General features: G+C 38.7%; 14 protein-coding genes. 6 read left to right on the forward strand and 8 right to left on the reverse strand.

Annotated features, from left to right (window positions below; translation table 11 throughout):
* Positions 1-23 precede the first annotated feature (23 nt).
* From AWW67_RS00370 to AWW67_RS00380, 3 genes are read right to left on the reverse strand one after another with little or no spacing between them, the layout of a single operon-like run.
* Positions 24-1,145: an efflux RND transporter periplasmic adaptor subunit gene (locus AWW67_RS00370; protein WP_062299429.1), complete on the reverse strand. Its 1,122-nt coding sequence runs from the start codon at positions 1,143-1,145 to the stop codon at positions 24-26.
* A gap of 25 nt (positions 1,146-1,170) precedes the next feature.
* Positions 1,171-2,496 carry a TolC family protein gene (locus AWW67_RS00375; RefSeq protein WP_062299430.1) on the reverse strand — a complete coding sequence of 442 codons (1,326 nt, stop codon included), beginning with the start codon at positions 2,494-2,496 and terminating at the stop codon, positions 1,171-1,173.
* Between the two features lie 51 nt (positions 2,497-2,547).
* The gene (locus tag AWW67_RS00380; RefSeq protein ID WP_053223793.1) at positions 2,548-3,126 is read right to left on the reverse strand and encodes a TetR/AcrR family transcriptional regulator; all 579 of its coding nucleotides are present in this window, start codon (positions 3,124-3,126) and stop codon (positions 2,548-2,550) included.
* A 204-nt stretch (positions 3,127-3,330) separates the two neighbouring features.
* Here AWW67_RS00380 and AWW67_RS00385 point away from each other — a divergent pair, with 204 nt between their 5' ends.
* Both AWW67_RS00385 and AWW67_RS00390 read left to right on the forward strand, forming a co-directional pair.
* Positions 3,331-3,918: a Crp/Fnr family transcriptional regulator gene (locus AWW67_RS00385; RefSeq protein ID WP_062299432.1), complete on the forward strand. Its 588-nt coding sequence runs from the start codon at positions 3,331-3,333 to the stop codon at positions 3,916-3,918.
* A 49-nt stretch (positions 3,919-3,967) separates the two neighbouring features.
* On the forward strand, positions 3,968-4,714 hold the full coding sequence (locus AWW67_RS00390; protein WP_062299434.1) for an SDR family oxidoreductase: 747 nt from the start codon (positions 3,968-3,970) through the stop codon (positions 4,712-4,714).
* 35 nt (positions 4,715-4,749) lie between these two features.
* On the opposite strand, the gene AWW67_RS00395 is transcribed toward AWW67_RS00390, so the two are convergent.
* The 3 genes from AWW67_RS00395 to AWW67_RS00405 form a co-directional block, all read right to left on the reverse strand.
* Positions 4,750-5,670, reverse strand: a complete 921-nt coding sequence (locus AWW67_RS00395) for a proline iminopeptidase-family hydrolase (protein ID WP_062299435.1) — start codon at positions 5,668-5,670, stop codon at positions 4,750-4,752.
* Positions 5,671-5,798: 128 nt separating this feature from the next.
* Complete coding sequence (locus AWW67_RS00400; RefSeq protein WP_062299437.1) at positions 5,799-6,152, reverse strand: translation initiation factor; 354 nt, start codon at positions 6,150-6,152, stop codon at positions 5,799-5,801.
* Between the two features lie 72 nt (positions 6,153-6,224).
* Complete coding sequence (locus AWW67_RS00405) at positions 6,225-7,073, reverse strand: universal stress protein (RefSeq protein WP_062299439.1); 849 nt, start codon at positions 7,071-7,073, stop codon at positions 6,225-6,227.
* A 276-nt stretch (positions 7,074-7,349) separates the two neighbouring features.
* On the opposite strand from AWW67_RS00405, the gene AWW67_RS00410 reads away from it, so the two are divergent.
* On the forward strand, positions 7,350-8,573 hold the full coding sequence (locus tag AWW67_RS00410; RefSeq protein ID WP_053223787.1) for an NAD(P)-dependent malic enzyme: 1,224 nt from the start codon (positions 7,350-7,352) through the stop codon (positions 8,571-8,573).
* A 139-nt stretch (positions 8,574-8,712) separates the two neighbouring features.
* Positions 8,713-8,994, forward strand: a complete 282-nt coding sequence (locus AWW67_RS00415; protein ID WP_053223786.1) for a DUF427 domain-containing protein — start codon at positions 8,713-8,715, stop codon at positions 8,992-8,994.
* 48 nt (positions 8,995-9,042) lie between these two features.
* On the opposite strand, the gene AWW67_RS00420 is transcribed toward AWW67_RS00415, so the two are convergent.
* Positions 9,043-9,696: a LytR/AlgR family response regulator transcription factor gene (locus tag AWW67_RS00420; protein WP_176699971.1), complete on the reverse strand. Its 654-nt coding sequence runs from the start codon at positions 9,694-9,696 to the stop codon at positions 9,043-9,045.
* A gap of 276 nt (positions 9,697-9,972) precedes the next feature.
* On the opposite strand from AWW67_RS00420, the gene AWW67_RS00425 reads away from it, so the two are divergent.
* Positions 9,973-10,350 (forward strand): MotA/TolQ/ExbB proton channel family protein, encoded by a 378-nt coding sequence (locus AWW67_RS00425; protein WP_062299442.1) that lies wholly within the window; start codon positions 9,973-9,975, stop codon positions 10,348-10,350.
* 121 nt (positions 10,351-10,471) lie between these two features.
* Positions 10,472-11,623: a DUF4934 domain-containing protein gene (locus AWW67_RS00430; protein WP_062299444.1), complete on the forward strand. Its 1,152-nt coding sequence runs from the start codon at positions 10,472-10,474 to the stop codon at positions 11,621-11,623.
* A gap of 94 nt (positions 11,624-11,717) precedes the next feature.
* On the opposite strand, the gene AWW67_RS00435 is transcribed toward AWW67_RS00430, so the two are convergent.
* On the reverse strand, positions 11,718-23,882 hold the full coding sequence (locus AWW67_RS00435; protein WP_062299445.1) for an NHL domain-containing protein: 12,165 nt from the start codon (positions 23,880-23,882) through the stop codon (positions 11,718-11,720).
* Between the last annotated feature and the right edge of the window lie 123 nt (positions 23,883-24,005).

Raw genomic sequence — 24,005 nt, forward strand, 5'->3', positions numbered from 1 at the left:
AATTTTTGAAGATGGAATTGATATTACAATTGAGAAGGAAGCATTTCAGGTGCTACTTTGGCGCCCTGTCTAAGTTTCTGAATTCCTTCAAAAACAATTTTCTCTCCTGGCTTTAAACCACTGCGCACCGCTATGTTTGCGCCTAGTAAACTCCCCAATTCTAGCTTGCGCTGACTCACCGTATTTTCATTGTCGATTACATAGACAAAGTATTCTCCCATTTGCTCGGTTACGGCTTTGTAAGGAATGATTACTTGCTGACCATAATCTTGGTTGATTACGCGCATAGAAACCGTCATTCCTGAAATAAGGTCACGATTCGGATTGTCGAATTTCACTCTCAAACTGATCGTTCCTGATTGTCTTCCAACAGCGCGATCTATTGTTACTAATTCACCCACAAACGGGTAAACTGATCCATCGTGAAAAGAGATAGTGAAAAGTGAATCTGGATTATCGTTTCCTTTCATCAAGCGATTGAACCTAGGAATTTCGCGCTCACTTATCGAGAAGTTCACCAAAATTGGGTTGTCTGACGACAAGGTGTTCAGCAATGGCTGACCCGGTGAAACTTGAGCTCCTAAACGTACTTGCGAAATACCGATGGTACCATCGAACGGAGCTGTTACTAAAGTGTAGCTCAAATCGGTTTTTGAGCTTTCTAATTGTGCTTTAGCCGCAGTAAGCTGCGACTGTGCTGTAAGCAAATCGGCTTTAGCATAATCTACTTGCTGCTTTGCAATAGCATCTTTTTCAATCAATCGTTCATAACGCTCTACATCTTTTGTGATTCGAGCCAAATTAGATTCCGCAATAGCAACAGCCGCTTCTGCTTGCTGTTTTGCTGCTACATATTTACTTCGATCGATCTCATAAAGCTTCTGCCCCTTCTTAACAGTTTGCCCATCTTGAATAAAAATATTGGTAATTGTACCACTAATTTGAGGTCTTAATTCTACCTCGTTTTTAGGTACTACTGTGGAAGGATATTCATCTATTGCAGTTACCTGTTTTTGTTCTACCGTAATAGCTTTTACCGCCACAGCCGGAGGTGCAGCTTGTTGTACAGTGGCCTCTGATTTGCTGCATGATGAAATGCCAAATAGCATTACAGCCAAGGTCAATATTGTAGCTTGTGTTCTCATTATTTTGAAATAGTTATTTGCTTGATCAATTGATTTCTATGTATCCTAAAGCCTTTTTCAGGTCGAGCTTGCTGGCTAAAACCTTATAAAGTGCATTGTAGTGGTTGAGTTGTGAAGTTCTTAGTTCGGTTTCTGCCACAATAAGATCCACGTAGGCTTTGATACCTTCATCATATTGTAACTTGATAATGTTGTACACCTCTTCAGCCAATTCCATGTTTTCTTTTACCGACTCCCATTCATAGAGATTACTTTTGTACGAAGCCAAAGCCGTTTCGTATTCGGTGTTGATTTGGCTTTCTAAATTGGTTTTGCTTAACTGAAGACGCTCTTCATTGAGTTCGGCAATCTTAATCTGTTGAGTTCTTTTTCCACCTTGAAAGATTGGTATGCCCACAGAAACACCCACCACAGAAGTAGGGTAATTTTTTCGGTACAGATCGGAAAATTCATTATTAAAAAACAACATATTATAATTATAATAGGCCGAAACCTTAGGGATGTATGACCACTTTTGATACTTGGTTTGCAATCCAAATAAGGAGAGTTGCGTTTCCATTTGTTGATGCTCAATTCGGTTTTGCACCATTAATTCCTCAGTAGTATCCATCACGGTTTCCTTTTCCATGGCCGCATAATCAAAATCTAAATTCAAATCATTGGGCAATGGAAAACCCATTAACTGTTTTAAATAAGCAAACTTAGCATCCAAAGAAGTAGCTACTCGGTTTCTATCGCTTTTAAGATTAGAAAGTGATATACCAGCCCTTTGATAGTCCGTTTTATCTACCAAGCCAGATTCGTAACGGCTTTTAGCATCCTGATACTGTTTTTGCAAACGGTTCAGGTTTTCATCTAAAATTTCGAGTTGCTCGTAAGTCAATAAAATATCGTAGTATGCTTTGCTTACCATCACCACCGTATTCATCTTATTTCCTTCAGTGCTCTGATCGAGTTGCGAACGCACCAAGTCTTTTGTTTGTGAAGCAAAAAACTGGTCGCGATTAAATAATGTCTGATTTACCTGAAAAAGCAGGTTTGAATTATAATTCTGCCCAAAAGTGATTAGCTGATCTCCAATGACCTGAGTTTGGCGCTTAATATTATGCGAAGCACCAAAATCGGCAGTCACCTGAGGCAACCAACCCGATAAACTTGATTTAATTTCATGTTCCCCAATTTCTTCATCCAGCAACGATTGCTGAATCATGGGGCTATTTTCTAAGGCGTAATCCAAAATCTGGTCTAAGCTGAGTTTGGTATTCATTGGTTGATTTTCTTGTCCAATTGTTAGTTTGGGCACTAGAAAAACCAATAGGCCATAAAGCAAGAATTGCTTAATTCCTCTCATAATAATCTATCTGTTTTAAAGGTTTATGTTTATTCTTTTGTGGGGAAAATCTTACTGTTTCCTAATCGCGTCCCAGGTCATTTCTGCGAGTTGATTAAGATCGATTCCTCTTTCTGCAACTTTTTCACTAAAATTCTGCCTGACTTTCGACATGGAATTGACACTTCCGATCACCATGATAAAGAGAATGTCGGGCGAAAGATTTCTTAAAATCCCCTTGTCAATTCCTTCTTGAAAGAAGTTACTATTCCAATCATGCCATGGAGAATCTGCATTCTGAATTTCACGGGTATTGAAAGGTGAAATCATAAATTGTTCAAAGAAGCTCTGTATTTCTGGGCGGTCTAAATAGAGCTCACTTAAGTTATTCCAGTAGTTAAAAAATCGTGTTTTAAAATCCAACGAAGGATCATCGCTTCCGCTTACATGGTTAAAAATTATACTCTTTGCGTAAAAGAATAGCTCACCAATCAAGTCATCTTTGCTATCGAAATAGGTATAAATGGTGCCTGCTGCCACTCCTGCATTTTTCGCCATCATGCTCATTGGGCAACCATGAAAACCATGATCTTTAATAAGCGCTAAGGCACTTTCTAAAATGAGTTTTTTCTTTTCTGCTATGGGTTCCATAATGGATTTACTTAAACTGAATGAACGTTCAATCAGTATAACGATTGATTAGTTCCCGCGTTGTTGAAAAATTTCAACATTATTTTTCAGAACCAGAGTTAAGGAAGAGTTTTCATGCCTAGATGGTTCCTCTGATTCAGTATTTTTCTCTTGAAAAGAGTAAATTAGACCCTTGTACTCCTTCTTAAATACCAGTATAAACCAATGACTATTAACCCCGCTACAGAAAAAGTAATCCAAAGTCCATGGTTTAGTGGAGTGCCATCTTCTGAAACTCAGCGATTCTTATCTTTGACAAAACTGGTTCAATTGAAGAAAGGCGATCGTTTTATTGAAGCCGGAGAAACACCCAAGATTTTTGGCTTTGTTACAAAAGGCCTGTTCCGTTTTCTTTATACCGACCAAGAGGGAAAAGAATACACCAAAGTTTTTATGCCCGAACATAGCTTTGTAAGTGCTTATTCGGCCATGGTATTGAACCAAGCTTCGTACTTTTCTATCGAGGCACTGGAAGATTCGGAAGTACTGACCATCAGTTATGTAAGCTGGCTCCGATTGAAAGAAAGCCACCCCTGCTGGAATGAGTTATTGATTAAAGTATTGGAAAAGGCATTCATTATGAAAGAAGCTCGCGAACGGGAATTTTTGTTCTTGGATGCAGAAAGCCGTTACCAAGTTTTTCTAGAGCGTTTCCCAAATCTAGAACACAGATTGAAGCAGCATATGATTGCATCCTATTTAGGAATAGCCCCAGAATCTTTAAGCCGCGTAAGAAAAAAAGAGCTATCTTAACCTAGGTCAATGTTTTGAGTTTTCACGGAGTCTAGTTTTGTCAAAAAAGATGAAACTTGAAAACAACACCGTATTAATTACCGGAGGAAGTTCAGGCGTTGGACTGGAACTTGCCCAAAGGTTAATCCAACTCAACAATAAAGTATTGATCTGTGGCAGCTCACTAGAAAAATTAAAGCGCACAAAAGCTCAAATGCCTTCTATCGATTATTTGGCTTGCGATTTATCTGAAGAAGAAGGCCCTACAAAACTCTTTGATTGGGTCAAGGAAAAACACCCTACCTGTAATGTTTTGGTGAACAATGCAGCCATTACTCATACCCTCAATTTTCATGATACGCCCGATATTCTAGAAGTAGCGAAAAAGGAAATTCAGGTCAATCTAATGGCTCCAATTGCTCTGACAAAACTTTTCTCTCCGCTGTTAGAACAAAATCCAAATCCCGCAGTGATTAACATTACATCTGGTTTGGTCTATTCGCCCCGAGCTGTTTACCCGTTTTATAGTGCGACTAAAGCTGCTTTACATTCATTTACTCAAGTGCTCAGAATTCAGTCTTCGAAACGAAACCTTGAAATAATTGAAATATTATTGCCAGTAGTAAATACGCCATGGCACAAAGGAAATCCACCTAAAATTGCCATTACGGTAGAAAAAGCGGTAGAAGGAATGCTCAAAGGATTGAGAAAAGGTCAAACTGAAATTAAGGTAGCAGGAGTGAAAATTCTTTATGCGCTTTTCAGAATAGCCCCCAGTTTTGCGCTAAAGAAAATCAACAGTTTGGGTTCGAAATAAAATAGAACTACCAACTTTTGGAGGGCCGCTTGATATTATTTTTCTAAAAAGGATTGAATGGTTGCGAAAAACTGCTTTTCATTTTCTACAAAAGGAAAGTGACCAGATTTTTGAATGATGGACAGTTGACCGTTAGGGAAGCTATCCGTCATTCTTTCGGCATGAAGGCTTGCGGCAGGTTCTTCACTGCCATAGATAATCAACGTAGGGCAGGTGATTTTCTTCAAGTCAGAATAAAGGTCGAAATCCGCTAAATCGGGTCCCAATAAGCCAAAAACCTGACTGCGCTGCATATAATCTTGTGGCACAAAGAGCTTGAGCTTACTCAAGTTCGTGGTATCGTACATTTGAGGTCGGAATGATATGCGTAAGAGCTTTTCAATTGCTTTAGAGGGGTTTAAAGTTTGCAATGCCCCAGACTCCATAATGGCTTGGCGGTCTTCGCGATCTTTATTCGTAGCCCTTTCTGAAACACGACCACCTTCTAATTGCCAATCGGCTACACTTGGTGCAATGGAGTTGGAGAGTATGAGGTGATTTAAATTTTCAGGATACTTGATTCCGTATTTCATGGCCAGTAATCCACCCCAAGAATGGCCGAACAAATTAATCTTCTCTAGCTTCAGTGCTTGTCTGATTTGCTCTATGTCGTCTACGAAACCTGCTAAGTTCATGGTCTCGACTTGTACCTCTACGGAAGATTGTCCGCAAGCCCTTTGATCGTAAAAGATAAGCTGGTAGTCTTTGGCGAGTTCTTCAAAATGAGGGAGAAAATAGGAATGCTCCATCACAGGGCCGCCATGGACAATCACCAGAGGATCGCCCTGCCCCATGGTTTTATAATACACTTGAGAACCGTTGATTTCTAGAAAACCTGAGGTGGTCGGAATTTCCTTTTCACTGAACTGGCAACCAAGCAATACGGAACAAATGGTGAGTAAAAGTAGGGTTCTCATAAGTTCTAATGTTGATTAAAAACTTCTCGTTTCTATATCCTTCGTGCCTCAGAATGAAAAGCGGTGAGCGCAAACTTCCTGTATTTCATTCTGGCTATTGGATGATCTTTTAACGGAGCAGTATTCCTTTATCCTCCTACCCTTTTGACATTGTAACCTTCCGATTGGAGCAACTGAAGTATTTTATCTCTAAAGTCTCCTTGAATTAGAATCTCTCCGTCTTTAGCCGACCCACCTACACCACATTTCTGCTTGAGTAGTTTACCCAGTTCTTTCAAGTCGTCATCCGTACCCACAAAACCTTCCACAAGGGTTACTTGCTTACCTCCACGGCTTTTTTTATCCAACATCACCTTCAACTTTTGAGCACTAGGCACTAGCGTCTCTTGGGTGAAATCGTTTTCATATTCGTATTGAAAATCATCGCTGGTAGAATAGACTACTCCAGAACGTCCCTTATCTCGATTACTTTTCTTGGCCATTTTCAAAAATAAGAAAGCCCGAGCAATTTCGGGCTTTCTGTATTGAAATTCTGATTTTGGATCTATCGATCCTTATTTCTTCCTAGAGAGTGTCCAAACTGGAATTTGAGAATGATTCACCAAATCTTCAGCAATACTTCCACTCAATAAATGAAGCAAGCCGGTTCGACCGTGTGTTCCAATGGCAATCATATCGGCATTAACATCTTCGGCATAAGCCAAAATCCCCTCTTCTTCAGAAGTCTCATTATAAATTGCCGTATGCACATTGGCCAATTGATGGTCGTTGATATACCTCACAAACTCATCTTGCATTTGACGCTGGGTATGGAAATCGTTGGTGGTATTTATTTTTACCAAATGCAATTTAGCTCCAGTTAATGCTTGTAATTTTTTAAGCTCTACAAAAAGTATCGATTGTTCTTCACGTAAATTGGTGGCCAACACTATATTCTGAATGGTATTCAATTTTACTTCTGACTTGATAGTAATTACAGGACATTTGGCATGACGCACAACTTTTTCAGTATTCGAGCCAATTAACACTTCATCAATCCCACTTACACCTTTAGAACCCATCACAACCAAATCAGCCTGATGATCGGCAATGGCCTTTGAGATACTCTGATACGGATTCCCTATCTCTACAGAACCTATAATATTAATTCCTGCATAAGCCTTACTTTCCACAAGGTTGCGCATGTTTTCTTTGGTCTTCTCAAGCAGTTGCTTTAAGAAAAAATAGTCCTCCGATTCATTGGCAATACCATCACCCATAGTATTGAAAGTATGGTTTTGGGGGCCTTCAATAATATGAATAGCTTGAATTTGAAGTTTGCCTTTTTCGGCCAATTGAGCAGCAAAATTCAAAGCATATTTAGACTGTTCAGAAAAATCTATGGGTACGAGGATGGTTTTCATGGTTTTAGCTTTTTAGTGATTTCATATTTTCAACCATGAATTACCGAAAATGGTTAGATAATTTTAATGATGTACGTCATGTTTTTTAAGCTACCAGCTTTAAAAAGAAAGTTTAGTCCTCCAAATATAATGGCTAGAATAGACACCCAGGCAATCGTCAATCGCCAACATTTAGTGATTTGAGAAAGAATATTTGGCTGCTAATAGCGATGATATCCCTAACTTTACGGCCGTTTACCCAATGGGGGTAAAGAATTGAAAAGCGGAACTACGAATATGAAAGAAGTATATAAAAAGTCTATCGACCTACATAACAACCTTAAAGGGAAAATCGAAATCACCAATAAAATGGATGTAAACAGTAAGGAAGACCTTTCTTTGCTGTATTCTCCGGGAGTTGCCCAACCTTGTTTAGAAATAGAGAAAAATCCAGAGCTGGCCTACGACATGACCATTAAGGGCAATACTATTGCCGTGATTACAAATGGAACAGCCGTTTTAGGTTTAGGCAATATTGGGGCTTTAGCATCTCTACCGGTAATGGAAGGAAAAGCCATGCTCTTTAAAAAATTTGCAGGGGTTAATGCCTTTCCTATTTGTTTGGATTGCGATGATACTGACGATATCATAGATACTATTAGAAGAATTGCTCCAGTTTTTGGAGGTATTAACCTTGAAGATATTAAGGCGCCTGAAAGCTTTATTATCGAAGAAAAGCTACAAGACCTTGGTATTCCTGTTTTTCATGATGATCAACACGGAACCGCCATTGTAACCCTTGCGGCTTTGATTAATGCAGCCAAAGTAGTAGGCAAAAAAGTAGAAGACATGAAAGTAGTAATCAATGGGGCTGGTGCTGCCGGAATTGCCATTGCCAAGCTTTTACGTTGCTACAATGTAGAATCTGAACTTTGTGTTTCAATTAAACAATTGATCGTTGCCGATAGTCAGGGCGCTATTCATAGAAGAAGGTACGACTTAAATTCAGCCAAAACTGAACTTTTAAAGTACTCAAACTTCCAAGATGTAGAAGGCGATATTCATGAGATCATCAAAGGAGCCGATGTGTTTATTGGAGTGAGCAAGGGAGATGTACTAACCAAGGCAGATATTCAGAACATGGCCAAAGATCCAATCATTTTCGCTATGGCCAACCCAGAACCTGAAATTCACCCAGAAGAAGCTTTTGAAGGAGGTGCTGCGATTGTAGGCACTGGTAGAAGCGATTACCCTAATCAGATCAATAATGTTTTGGCCTTCCCTGGTATTTTCAAAGGTGCTCTGAAAGCTCGTGCAAAAACCATCAGTACGGAAATGAAACTAGCCGCTGCCTTTGCTATTGCAAAGAGCGTTGAGCACCCTACCAAAGATCAGGTGATTCCTTCGGCATTAGATACCTCTTTGGCTGACATTGTAGCTAATGCAGTAGAACAAGCGGTATATCATGAAAGAGAATTAGAAGCAGAAATAGAAAGAGAAGAGGCCAAACTGAAAGGCTAAATTTATGTAGTCTAATTATCCAATTGTTCACTGTCCGACATTTGATAAATAAACTTTGAACCAGCAAGCAGTATGCTCGGTTAAATTGAGGTAAGCTTCCTAAAACAGGAATAGTTTACCTCAATTTTAATTTTAAGCCATGAAAGCCATTTGGAACGAAGAAGTAATTGCAGAAAGTAACGACACCATTGTGATTGAAGGAAACCACTATTTCCCTCACGATTCGATCAAAAAAGAATACTTCACAAAAACAGACACGCACACCACCTGCCCATGGAAAGGCGTAGCCAGTTATTATACCATTGAAGTAAACGGTAGCGAAAACCCAGATGCCGCTTGGTTCTACCCCGAAACCAAAGAAATGGCCAAAGGCATCAAAAACTATGTCGCTTTTTGGAGAGGAGTGAAAGTTGAAGAGTAAACTTTAGAACTGCTAAAAAACGTGTATGGTTTTGAAAACCTGAAACGTTTAAGACGTCAATTCTTTGTTATTATTTATTCTTTCCAAAGCCTCCTTTTTATACTTTCTACCCACAGGAAGTTGTTGGGCTTGAACTTTAACATAATCATGGCCGAAGGCTTCCACTTTATTTTTGTTCACTAGGTAAGACCGATGAATACGAATAAACCATTCTGGAAGCATTTTCTCTAAACCACTTATTTTTTCTTTGGTAATGACGACCCCAGTAAGCGTGTTGATTTTAACATAATCGGCAAGGCTTTCTATATAAAGAATATCATCAACTGAAATTGAAACGGCCTCACGATTCGACCTTACTGTGATGGTTTGTAATAGGTTTTTCTGATTTGCTTCCTCCAAAGCAGCAATCCTAGCATCTCGTTCAAGGTTCGATCGGTATACCCGAATGAAAGAGAATAAAATGGCTACAAAATAGATGATGACCCCTAATTGCAGTATATCGCCAGCCACAGGGCTCATCCGATTCCAATTGAAGTCGGTGAGAAAAACAAATGCTGCCATGGCGATTAGCCCAGATAAAAAAACCGAAACCACCACGGTGTAAAAAGTATAAAGCGCAAACCAGAAGTATCTTTTTGCTTCTAGATATTGTGGAACCAGAAAAAGATTGAAAAAATATGAAGTAGCAATTGCTACTGGCATAAGCATGGATGTGAAGTAAAAGGAATCGAGATAATTACTCCATTTCAAACCGAATAACAGGTTCAAAAAAGCAAATACAAATACCCAAAATATAACTTGACGAGAATGCTTGATCATTATTCAAGATTAAGTAAAACGTTAACTAATTCCGCTCCTTTCTTACTATTTTAACCCGAATATCGACTAACGACAGGTATACAGATGGATATGACTTACACATTGCAAAGCTTCCTTAATAGCTTTGAAAGCAAGTTCTAACCCTTAAATATTCAAATTATGCTAGAGTTATTTTTTTTAGGAAGTAAGTTGTTCATGGGCATTCAAACTATCATTGCCGTAATCATGATCGTTTTGTCGGTTTTTAGTGCTAAAGCTGTTTTAGCCAATCAGGTGAATAAGAATTCACAACGAAAGATAAACCTAATAAAAGAGGTAGGCCTGTTTGCCTTTATTATAGGCATACTCGCCAGCGCTCTTGATTTAACAAGTGCATTTCAGGCCATTGAGGCGGCAGGAGATATTCACCCAGCTGTATTGGCTGGAGGTTTGAAACTCACTTTCATCCCGACTATCTACGGATTGATGATTTACGCTTTGTCATTACTCATATATTTTGTCCTAAGGGCGCAGGCCAATAAAGTACCCACTGAATAATAGATCATGCTCACTGTTTATTAACCCGCCATTGGACTTTTCAAAACAATCAATCCGATGTTATTTTTTGTCACTCAATTTTTAGTCGATCTTATAAAGCCATAATTCTTAATGTAAATCCATGAAGTATACCATATATGTTTTCGCAATATCTGTTCTGCTGAGTTCTTGCTCGGGAGGACAAGAAAGTCATTCGTCAAAAGAAACAAACATTCCTTCTGATGATTTTAAATCGATCCCAATCAACCTTGATGCAGTAGAGGTTAAATTGGCTTCGGCCATTGAAGCAGTAGAAATAATGCAGCTTGAAGAAGGGAGCGATGGCTTCATGAGCATCATCTATAAATTAAGCGAATCTGCAGAGCACTATGTAATTGTGGATTCAAAGGAGCCCAATATTTTCCGTTATAATAAAAAAGGTAAGTTTGAAGGAGCATTTAACCACAATGGAAATGGACCCGAGGAATATCAGGGCATTACAGACATATGGCAAGAAGGTGATCATATTGTGGTTTACAGCAGTGCGAATAATAGAGTTTTGAACTACGATCATGAAGGAAATTTTATTTCTTCTTTCAAAATGGAGTATCCCTACACTAATGTCTTCCCTCAAAAGAATGGCTATGTCGCAAACCTCAATACGGATGACCTAGATGGCAGGCTCGTATTTCTGGATGAAAATTTCAAAAGGAGATCCACTGCCCTTCCTCATTTTGCGAGACAAGATTTCATGCAAATGACTTTCAATACTTTCAACGAATATAAAGAGGGCGCAGATTACAGAACGGTATTAAGTGATACTATTTTTATGATAGAAGGCGATCAAGCTAGGCCTTTGATTAAATTGGATTATGGCGATAACTGGCTTTGGAAAGACCCCGCCTTATTAGGCGACTATGAGAAAGCCATGGGACTCCTTAACACCACGGAAAAAGTATGGATGCTTTGGTCTCATTTGGTGGGTGAAAGGTATTTATATCTTATGTCAGAGCTTGGTTTCAGAGGTGGCGCACTCAGGAGTATAGTCGATCGGGAAACTGGCGCTCAGTTTACTTTGAATATTTCTAAAGCAGAAACGGAATTCTATACGTTTACTCCTATAAAATGGGAAGGTGACAGGCTATTGGCCTCTATGGCATCTTATGATGCTGTTGAGATCATTGAGAAATTAGCACCAGGGCAAGTTGAATATAGAACAAGAACAACACTTGAAGGGCTGGAGTCAAATGAAAACCCAGTTTTAATGTGGGTGAAGTTTAAGGACTTCAACTAGAGCGCGATAAATACAATACAGACATCATTATGATACAACAAAAATCCCCAGCCTATTGCTAGACTGGGGATTGACTTTTTGATTTCTATTCAACTTATCGTTGAATCAGGATTTTCTTGCGGGCAAGTTTGGCTCCATCCTGAACAACGATGGTATGCACACCTTCTGGCATTTTTCGCACATCAATTGTTAGTTTATTTGTAGCTTCTGTCAAAACTTGTGATACCAGTTGTTTTCCAGAATTATCTACCATTTGAACTTTTGTTCCTTTTCTCAAGGTTTCGTCAAATTCTAAATAGACGTAGTCTGAACTTGGAACTGGATAAACATTCACCGCCAAAGTGTACAATTTGTCTTCGATGCCTGTAATGATCACCTCTTCTGCTACTGAGGTGGCTGAACAGTTGTTCGTATTGTTTATGACAACGCTATAGTTACCCGATTCTGTCGGGCTAAAGCTATTGGCAGTTGCTCCATCAATACTCACCCCATCTTTCATCCATTGGTAGCTAAGCCCAGTAACAGCGGTTACAGAAAGTACATTGTCTGTGTTTGTAATTACTGGCGCAGTCAAGGCATCAAATACCGTTGCACTGACTGGCACTCTGAGTTTCGATTCTGTCCCGCTAACCACTCCTGCTACATAAAATATTGATGATGTTTGAAGATCAACTGTATAAGTTGCTTCGCTAGAAAGAGAACTTCCACCCAGTGGTGCGACATACCATTTATAACTATCGGCTCCTGTTGCTGATACGCTCACAGAACCAGGCCCACAATTACTTCCACTAGTGACAGTAACATTTGGCGCCAACACCTTGATTGGAATGTCAATCGTTTTGGTATCTACTCCTCCATTGGCTGTACCTCCGTCATCTTTAACCGTTACCTGAATTGCTCCAAAACCCTCCTGATCTGTCTCTGTTTCAAAAGTCAATAGAGCTGTGGTTTTATCAGCACTTAAAGTCACGCTATTTGACTTGATTACACCAGACTTTGCCGATGTAATGGAGATGGTTTGATTTACGTCCCCCCCTGCGCTCAAGCCTGTGAGGGTAATAGTCAGGCTTCCCAAGTTTTTCACCACCTGTATTTCAGCATAAGCATCAATTGTTGGCGCTTCGTTTACATCTGTTACAGTAACCATAAACTCCTTTTGATAGGTCGCATTATGGTTATCAGTAACAAGTACAGTAACCGTATAGCTGGCCTTTTCCTCAAAGTTGAAGCTACTGCTGGCATATAGTTTAGCATCTGTAATGGTAAACGAATCATTGTCGGTGGTGCCTGTTGGCAAACTATACTGATGTGTATCCGTTGGGTTTTGGTCGGTTACTGATAGCTCACCAATCAAAGTAGCTTCGGCTGAATTTTCAAAAACTGTATTGGCGGAAAGCGCCATTGCCTCTGGAGCAATATTTATAATGGCCAGTTCAGCAGTAGCTACTTTGGCATAGTTACGCTCATCGATGGTAGCCTCTAAAGCATAAGTTCCTACGGCAGATGGCGCACTCGTTTGTTCCGCATAGGTAAGTGTAAAATTAAGACCTGATGGCACTGTAGTAACCGTGACAGGTTTTGCTTCTCCGGTGTTAATGAAACTCAATGTTCCGAACTCGATGGTTGCTTCTGCCTTGGTGATATTCACCTCGAAACTTGTAGTAACCGTCCCTCCTCTTGTGTCCGTTGCTTTTAAAGTTAAAGTGGTAGTTCCTGCATTAACCACAGATAGTTTAAGAAGGCCATCTGCTGAATTGATAACTGAAGTAGTTACAACAGAATTATCCGAGTTAGTAACCACTTCATAAGTCAGCTCTGAATCTGAATTTTCCGCATCAGAGAAGTAATCGAACAAAGCAATATCCTTGGTTTTACCTACCGCAAAGGTTTCTTCAACAGTTGGTATGGTAGATACTGTAGGTAGTGTGTTTGGTGCAATTACTTTAATCGTAATCTCCTCTTCTATAATTCCATTCTTACCATCAGAAATACGAAGAGTGAACTTGTGCTCTCCAACATCCGACAGTTGAGGTGTTCCTGAGATTTTTGGAGTGGAGTAAGCAAGGCGTTTGATTTTGCTTGATTCACTCAGTAAAATATCACCGTTTTCTAATTCAAGTAAATCCAAAACATCACCTAAGGCAGCCTCCTTAGCAATACCGAAATCATTACCAAAATATCCCTTTCCAGCAATCGTAGATACTTTATCTTCTTTAAAATCTAGTACCCTCAATGCATAATTATCATTATCCATTATCAGGATTTCACCTGAATTTAATAAGATAGAGGCCGAAAACCCACCATACCTAGCGTTTTCAATATTTCCATCATGGTAACCAAAGCCATCAACTCCCGAAATGGTTTCAACGTACCCATTAGAGAGTCTTCGTACCGTACCAGCATAATGATCAAAAATCAATAAAGAATCTTCTTTAAGAGGGACAATAGAGGTTGCATAATGGATTCCAGCATCTAAAGCATTCCCATCCCAGTAGCCCCCATAGTTACTGCCAGGTTTACCCGCTATAGTTTTGTAATAGCCAGAAACATCATACTTACCTACAGAATAGTATTCACTAGTATAAATATTGCCAACTTCATCCTGGGCTAAACGTCCAATCCAGAAAGGTTTTGCCACATCCTTATAGCCATTTCTTCCAACGAAATTAATTGTATTAATTAATCGGTCTCCACCTACCAATGTAGAAACTATTCCATCTAAGGTTATTTTCCTAAGTGCAGTGTTATATAAATCACCAACGATAAGGTTATCATCTTTATCAAAAAGTATCGAACGAGGCCTATAAAATTCAGCTTCCAGTCTGTTACCGTCTTTATAGCCATTGTTCCCTTTTCCGGCATAGAGTTCAAACTCACCATTCGATAAAAGTTTATGCACTTTATTTCTAGAAGAGCTAACAGTATAAATATCACCACTTTGATTTATTGCCATTGCAGAGATACTGACTTTATTTTTAATAGAATCAGGTAGGTTTTTAGAATAAGCCAAATCAATAAACGACTGTAGCATCCTTACCGAATCGGCTTGTACCCATGTAGGCCAGGTTGACGAAGTATAGGTCAGTACATCCTTATCAGGATCAGTCCCCTCAAAATTCAGATTGAACTCTTCTCCAGCTACTACTTCAATTACCTTTTGAGTCGTCAATACTGGGAGGTCATTTACAGGCTTCGGAACAAGGATCACTGTTTTAACAGTATCCAATTCTCCACCTGCTTTGCTAAATCTAAACTTCAAAGTTTCGTCTTCAAACGAATCAGAAAAAGCATTGAGCATACCGAGTTGACTGTTCAAGTCAGCAGCCTGCCCCTGTAATACCCATCCTTTCTTTTCATTATCGAAAGGAATCAATTCTGTTGAAGTAGTGCCAATTGAAATTGAAGACGAATTCATAGTAGAAATAAAGACTTCAAAGGAATTATCATTGGAATCGACAATCTCAAATTTTTGTAGCTCTACTGCGCCATCCTTTTCTCCAAACAGAAGGAGAGTGTCTTGCCCTAGAACATTAGGTCTGTCATTTGCTTTTACAAGTACTTTAAAGTCAAAGTTTGTCTCCAAGTCCTCAGTATCCTTGATGGTTGCTTGAATAATATTCTCACCAATATCGGAAATCGAAGGTCTGCCAGAAATAAAGTATTGATCGAGCTTGACTCTTTTGATTAAGCTAGGATATGATTCTGCAAAAATCAATTCATTGCCTCTTACTAGTAAATTTCCTTGCGTATTAAAAATTAGTGAATTGTCTATCCCCCTAAGCGTTGAAACATTTAGGTCTTTTGAAATTTTTCTCAAGACTGTTCCAAGTTGATCAGCGATAAAGATATTTCCTTTATCATCCTCAACTATGCCTTGAACATAAGAAAACGAGGCTATGGTATGATCTCCATCCTGATTACCATAATTTCCACTACCAATTATATGAATCAATTGCCCTTCAAAAGTATATCGAGCAACATAATTAAAGCTACCAATGAGGATATCTCCATTTTTAGCCAAGCTCAATGAACGAAGTGCATTTTCCTCCAATTGAATAGGTAAAGTAGAAACCACCTTAGACTGCAAATCTAAAACCCTAATACTCCTTCCTTCTCCTATATACAAGAGCCCTTTCTCTTCTGACAATGCTAACTTTGTAGGGTTGTTAAATGCGGCATATTGAGCTACTCCATCCCATGTTTCTTTTCTACCTGAGCCTGCAATCGTAGAGACTTCTCCATCAGACGAAATCTTCTTTATTAAATTATTATAAGTATCGGCAACATACATTATCCCATCCGAATCAACCGCCAAACCTGAGGGGTTATAAAACTGAGCTTTATCACGAGACCCATCAATATTGCCCGATCGGAGTGAGCCTGCATAAAGTGTAAGCTGTCCATTCTGATCTAATTTGAAAATGGAATTCAGACCTCTATCTGAAATGTATAAATTCCTCTGGCCATCTTCAGCAACATATTGAGGCTGTGTAAGAATTGAGGATTGGGCATTCCCAAGTTTTAATCCTTTTGTACCCAGTCTTCCTGCAATGATTTCGCTTTGTATTTCGGCCTTCTGTATTTTCAGCCAGTCAGGCTTAACAATATTCGTTAAACTAACATCTTTCCCATCTTCATAATCAAAGATATCGAGTAATATGTTGAGGCTATCGCCCACAAAGGCTACCGTATCTGAGAGACCTCTAATTTGGGGAGCATCGTTTACCCCAGTAACGCTTAAAGGAATCTTAAAATCAGATGACAGGTTCCCTCCAATTTGGATGAAATTAAAATCAATAGAAGAGTTTAAGTCATTGTTTAAACCTGGTTGATAATTAATGGTGCTCAGAATTTCATTCAACTCTGCCGCATTACCCTTAATTTCATAAACACCAGAGTGCAATGAGTTTAATAAATCAAAACTGTTTGAAATGAGAGAGCCAAACCGTTCTCCTCCTAGATCAATCCTAACTTTAAATTCTTTGCTCTCATCTTGTGATTCGATGGTAATAGGGTCGAGAGGAAATGGTGTTGCATCTTCTGTATAACTAAAATTTTGTGGAAAGCCAGTAACTTTAGGGTTATCAGGCGAAGCTACATTCAAAGCGATTTGATAGGTAACCTCTTCCCCTATACCATCATTCAATTTAAAAGTAAGCGCTGTAGTCCCTTCACTGCCTTCTGGTGGAGTTCCATCTAGGCTATAGTTAAATTTATAGGTAATGGTTCTTATGTCCCCCGCAGCACGATCCAACAAATAAAAGCTATTCGGGGATGCCCTTATCACTTGGGAAACACTTGACCATTGAAACTCATTCTCTTTCCCATCTGAAACTTGATAAGTCGCTAGATTACGAGCATTTATATATTCCTTCAAACCTACAGTGGTATCATAGAGGTAGATATAATTCGAATTAAATAAGAAGACATTTCCAAGCTTATCTATATCGTATTGAACTGGAGAAAATGAGTGTGACCCAAAAGGAAAAATAATTTCGATAACTCCGTCTTTATACTTACAAAGCTTCCGTTGAGATTTTAACCCGAAAAGTAAGCCTCCATCATCGTCCAATTGTAAATGAGTAATGCCATACAAAGGTATCTCTAAGGCATTTCCACCTTCTGACATCTGTCCATAATCACCTGTCCCGGCAACAGTGGAAACAAAACCCTTTTCATCAACATGACGGATTTTATAGGTATCCGCAACATAAAACCCTCCTTCACCATCTGATACAAAATCGCTGATGCTAGAGAAACCTGCCTCGGCACCAATACCATCTTTGTCTATTCTTGAATCTCCACCTGCAACAAGCAAAAGCTCTCCGTTATCTACACGGAAAATTGCAGTTTCATTGCTCACAAAGACTTCATCATTTACTACCTGAACTGCCCTTAAATAATCAGATCTTAGAGTACCATCATCTTGTGCTAGAGTTTCAACTTTTCCATTTTTTAATCTTTGTAAGCGGTTGTGATTTGTAAAGTAAACCAAGCCTTGACTATCTATTGAAAGGCCTCGAATACCTGATGCGTACATTTTGACATCCGAAACCAGCCCATCTCCAATTTCAGAAATGGAAGACGTAGGCTCCATATCAGCCATGGTACCTACTTCGAAAACAGCTTCTATTTTTAATTGAAGCCAATCAGGCAACCCATTTATCTTTAAATCAACTGGGTCTAAATCCGCATCTGCAATTGGTATTTCTAGCTGCATTGGCAGATCCACCATGGCATCAATCTGAGTAAATTCATTAATCTCAGGAAGTCCATTATCTCGCTCTACTAAAATTGAAAATTTCTCCTCTCTCGTAAACATCCCATGAAGTCTTCGAGTCGCAACTTTAACCGCAACTTTCCCATGGAATTCGGCAGTAGGATGAAACTGAAGCGCTTCCAAAACTTGATTAATTTGAGTTTGCTTAGACTTGATTGTCCATTTACCATTTACCGGATCGAATGATGATCCTTGTTCCTCATTGTAGTCGAATGACCCAGCCTTTGGGTTAGAAAGCGTAAAAGAAAGAATCACCGAATCTGATTCTACTTTACTCAACGCAATTCCCGAAAGAGGAATATCGATATCGTTTTCTTTCCCAATATAGGTTTGATTCACGCCACTAATAATCGGCTTGTCATTATCTATAACCTCAATATTAGCTGTGTAAGAATGTTCCTGCTGAAAATTATCAGTGACTGAATATTTAACAATGTTCCCTCCTAAATCATTGACACTTGGGGTACCTTCAATTTTCCCATTGGTATTATAAATTCTTCTAATGATATGCCTGTTCTTTTCAGAAAGAAAAACATTCTTACCTACCAATACAATACCCGAAATACTTGAAAAATCCGCCTCTTCTGCCGGCCCTTCTTGAAACTCATTAGATGAATGAGAAACACCAATTCCTTGCGTAACTCCATTTAATGGATCAACCTTCATATACCACCTGCTGGTAACCATATGAATCAATCCATTTTCATCGATAGCAATTGCATTCAAATCATTGAATGAGACCTCACTATTGGATGTTGTTCCGTTAATTGGTATTGAACAGCATTGCTCTTTTCCAATTATCAATTCAACTTGGTTAGTCGCTAGATTTAGCTTTCTAATCGTATTAATATCAGCAATAATGAGGTTTCCTTCATGGTCCACTTTAATATCTGTTAGGCTAGTAAAAGGAACTTCCAATGAAGACCCCTCTCCTATACCATACTCACCATTTCCTGCAATTTTGATAACTTGTCCAGCATTGTCCAGCTTTTTCACAAACTGTCCATCTAAAATATAAATACTGCCATCGGGAGCTATATCAATTCCTCGAAGACCTAAAAATGAAGCTTCTAAAGCTGGCCCATTTTCATCTCCATATTGACCACTACCCGCAATTGTGGTTACTTCTCCAGTGATGTCAATTTTTCTAATTCTTCTATTATTGGCATCCGCTATATATGCATTGCCAGACTGGTCGAAAACAATACCAGTGATATAATCAAACCTTGCTTCATCTATGTCTCCATCTAAGTAGCCGCCTGAATGGCTGAGGTAAGTGCTTACTATACCTTCAGGTGTAATTTTTCTAACGTAATTATTTTGAATGACATAGAGGTTGCCTTCATAGTCTTTCGAAATTTTTCGAGGTGACTGGAACCTTGCTAAATCCAAATCTCCATTGACTGTGCTACCCCAGTAATCCCATTTACCCGAAAAAGTCTCTATCCATGATTCTTCGCTATATGTGAGCCAATCAGGGTAAGAGTTTATTTTAAATCCAAAAAAGTAACTATCTGGATCCTCTACTTCAAACTCATATAGATAAGGTATTTCCGCATAGGCCTTGTCTGTTAGCTCGGTTCGCAATCTTGGAATATCAGCTATAGGAGTTACCTTAAAGTTGATCTTGCCTTTATTCGGCACTCCGCCAGCGGCATTGACTACCACTACTTCAGCTTCAAAGTCAGTATCCCAGTCTGAGGTGGGGATTAAAGCGATGGAAGCTAAGGCCGAGTTGACCGCTGCTTGGCTTCCTGTCATTGTCCAGGTGCCTGTAGCGGCATCAAAGGTTTCATCATTACCTGAACCCGTTGTTAGCAGTCCTGCATTTATAGGCATCAATTTGATAGTGACCAGAGCCTTTTCATTGTTCTGAAGCCCACTAAGGACTATATCATCCAAATCAACCGAGGGAGAGTCTTCTTCAAAAGTGATTGTTTGATTAAGGTTTGTAGCTTCAATTTTGTTGTTTTCTCTAACTTCAACAATCACCGTTTTGGTCGAAGTATTGCCTTGAAAGTCTTTCGCTGTAATTGTTACAGTGTGTTCTCCTATGTCCTCAACTCGAGCAACACCTTTAATAGAGTCTAAATCAGGCCTGAGCAGAGCTATAAATTTATATCGAGTATTATATTTAATTGCGTCAGTCGATACCACCGACATAAAGACCCCCTTTCCATTTACCCCATTGAGTGCATATATGTATGGTCCATCATTAACATACCCGAATTCTTCCGCTAAGGCATTGTCTTTAAATTCTTTGGTATTTACACCAGTTAAAATTTCATAACTTTCGTTGCTTAAACTCATCCTTACCAGTTTACTAATTTGTTGCTGATAAACTAACAAGTGACTATCTCCATCCAAACCCAAATAAACATCACGTGGTGCAGAGAGAACCGCCTCACCTAAATCAATTGCACTAACATTGCCATCAGTTGAAATTTTCCTCACCCATCCTCTATTGGAAAAATAAATAACTCCTTCTTGGGTCACTTCCATGTCGTTAATTGCACCAATAGGAACACTATTTTTTGGCCCTTCACCACTCATATCAGTTGTCCAATCAATGTCTGCCCCAGCATAGAGTTCATGTTCTCCAGACGGATTTATTTTGTAAATTCGATGGTATTGAGAACTTTCATGAGACACAAACAGATTTCCTTGCTTGTCAACACCTCCATGACGCAGCCAAGGATTTGCTAATAAATCATTTGCATCGAAAAATGTAGTTACATTAGAATACCTATCTATTTTCCTAATAGACTCATTACCGAGATCTGACACATAGATATAGTCTGAAATTGGGTCGTAAGCTAGAACCACATTAGGTCCAAATTGGGCATATTTACCAACTCCATCTCTGTTTCCCTGTTCATCTCCTCCAGCAATTGTGGAAACCACACCTTGAGGTGATAACTTCTTAATGGCATATCCATCGGAATAAATTAGATTCCCTTCCTTATCAATTATAGCTGAGAAAAACACATCCACCTTTGCCTCTGACAAAAGTCCGTTTTCTGAGGTTGTGTATTCATTCATTAACTGAGTAATACGCTTTATTCTATTCCTATTATCAATGCTCAACCATTCAGCATCAGAGCTGCCCAGAGCACTATAATACTCCTGATCATCCGATATTGTGTAATCTAGGTTAAACGGGTAATCTGTATATGCTACAAACCGATCTGCAACATCTATAAGGGGTGCAGTTTCTTGAGGAAGATAGGTAAACTGAACATCTTGGCCATACCACATTTCCCCATCTGATAAATTTACAGAGATAATTGAAGTACCCACAGCTCCATTAATAGGGGTTACTCTCAACTGGGCATTTCCTGTAGTCTTGTTATGATCAATGCTTATTTGCTCTTGTGGTATCACGCCTTCATTAGAACTTACTATGGAAAAATGTAAATCCTCATCTTCATTCGGCCCATCAGAAACCCCTGTTATATCAATAATATATGCTTGACCAGTAGATTGGACAGGTACAGGGTCAGGTATGAAGTCGAAAGTAGGCTTATCATTAACAGCTTGAACATTAAAGTACAAATCATAAATACTATCGCTTTCTTTAGCACCATCTGTTGCCTTTAACCTAAGACCGAGTATTTTCCCATATTCATTAGTGGGTGGCTGCCAAAAAAGTGAAGCTCTTACAGAAGAAAAATTAACAGGGAGTACCAAATCCTCCGCATTCTCACCATTCCCATTCAATAACTTACCATTGACAACTTCTACTATTTTAAAATGAATCGAATGACCTTCAGCATCATTCATCTCTAAATAATCTGAGAACTTATCATGACCGTTAAAGAAAACATACCTCAACTGGTCTTCATTAGCTGAGAGGGTATCTATATGAGTTACTTGTGGAGCCGTGTTGCCAAGGAGGTCGAATTGAATTATAACCTCTTCTTCAGATTCAGACTTACTATTATAGAGCTTAACCTTAAATGCATCAACAATACCAGTACCAAAAGGAGCTTCCCAAAAAAGTTCATTACTTCCTGAATAACTATAAATGAAATCCATTGAGGTCACTACATCACCTTTATACCTAAGTGTCCCGTTTAACACTTCAGTGATTTTTATTCTATTTGGATCATTATCTTGGCCAGAGGATTGAATGATCTTGAATAACTCAGGTTCATTCATATCAAAACCAAAACCTTCGTAAACACCAATTACAGGAGAAACACTTTCAATCACAGGCCTCTTTACGACATTGGATGAAACCGCTTGTGTACCACCACTGTGTAATCCATCTGAATAATCAATTGAAATGGATAAATACCCAAAGTCATTTTCTGATAAAACAATCTCCAATTCATAAATTAAAGTATCTCCTAAAGTCCCTATTTGATTAAGACTTACACTTTCTGGCTCTACAAATGACTGACCATAGTAATCTAATTTTGGTGTTAGTTCTACATAATCTTGGTCAGAATCAAACACCTTATAAGTTGTCCTTAATGTACTCCCTGCATCCAAAATTATTGGAAGTGGATCTTCATTAAATAATAAAGGCCGATTATTAAAAGGCTTAGTAAACATACTTACTTCACCGTTTATATCGATCGCTCTTAAGTAGTATTCTTCACTACCTTCATGTGGTAAATCTATCTCCATATCTGAATCATAGACCCCCTTTGGTATTAATCGATAGTCATTTTGGGCATCCAGTAGGTAGACCTCGTAAGAATTATATAATTGATGCCCAGCTTCATTCATTCTTAAACTCACCTCATCAATAAATTCATTAGCACCCCTACTTCTTGAAAAAGAGAAGAAAGGAGTAATGGTCATGTTAGTGTTTATTGGGGCAGTCAGTGGAGAACTGAAATCAACAATTCCTCCAGTTCGTTCAACAGGGCCTCCACCACTCCCGTCAGGTAAATGATGGATTCTTTCCTCTAATGAGATCAAATCCGTAATTCCATCAAAAAAATTATTCCTAGCGTCAACCTCGCTTCCGCTTAAAGTATAAATAAAGTTGATGCTCTTACTCGCTTCTATAATATCATTCCCATTAAAAATAGTTTCACCAACCATGTATGCCTGAAGAGGAAGTTCAATTCGATAAAAAGTATTGTTTGTGATTGAACTTTCCGCACCAACTCGAGAGAAATCGGTAAGTGAAACACCATAAAACCTATTGAACCCATCCAGATAACAACCACTCATTACTAATTGATTCACATTAATAAACAAACTAGTTCCTGATGATGGATTTGACCTTAATGAATTATTATCTGCAAAAAACCTTGAGTTTCGAATGGTGAGCTTTGTATGTGCTCCGTAAATTGGTGAATTTATAAACTCAGACTCTTCAATAAGTGACTCACTTAAAGGACTACCAATTACTACCTCATTACTTTTTGTTGAAATATTTGAAAAAACAAATAAGTTCCGCTTCAAATTGTAACCAGTGTTTCCCTTAAAAGTCCATAGATACGCTTTTTGAAACTTGCTGTCTTCAATATTAATTTGATTACCCTCCTCTCTAAGATTAAAGGAGGTATTAAAGAAGAGAGAATTTGAGATACTTAAACCACTAGATGACGTAGTATTGGTAACCCTTAAAAATTCATTCCTATAATTTACTTGCCCTTGCCCTTCAACTTTCACGTACTTAAAGAAACTCAATGCTGTATTAGCTCCAGAGAAGGTTATAAACCCCCTTTCTTGTTCTGGCACCTCAAAGTTGATACTATCAGTTTGGCTTCCTATCGCTATAATGCGTGCAGTATTATTATTCAAGGAAATCTGAAAAGCCCCAGTCGACCTCACTGTAACACCAGGCTCCAAACTTAGCTTAATCCCTGGATTTACATTAATATCTCCCACCAAAACATAAGGAGAGTTGGCCTTAGTCCAGGTTGTATTTGATGTAATGGCTCCTGAAACATTGGTCTGAGCATAAGTAAAAACAGAAAAGAAGATTCCAATTAGACAGATTAGGAAGGGTCTCATAAGTTGATTTGAAAATGAAAAGTTAAATTAAACTAAGTTTTTAATTACTCAATAGATAACAGTATAAAAACATAACTTTAAATGTAAATAATTGTGGCAGGAGGCCTTCAGACTTCATAAATT

Source organism: Roseivirga seohaensis (assembly GCF_001592945.1).
Classification (GTDB): Bacteria; Bacteroidota; Bacteroidia; order Cytophagales; family Cyclobacteriaceae; genus Roseivirga; species Roseivirga seohaensis.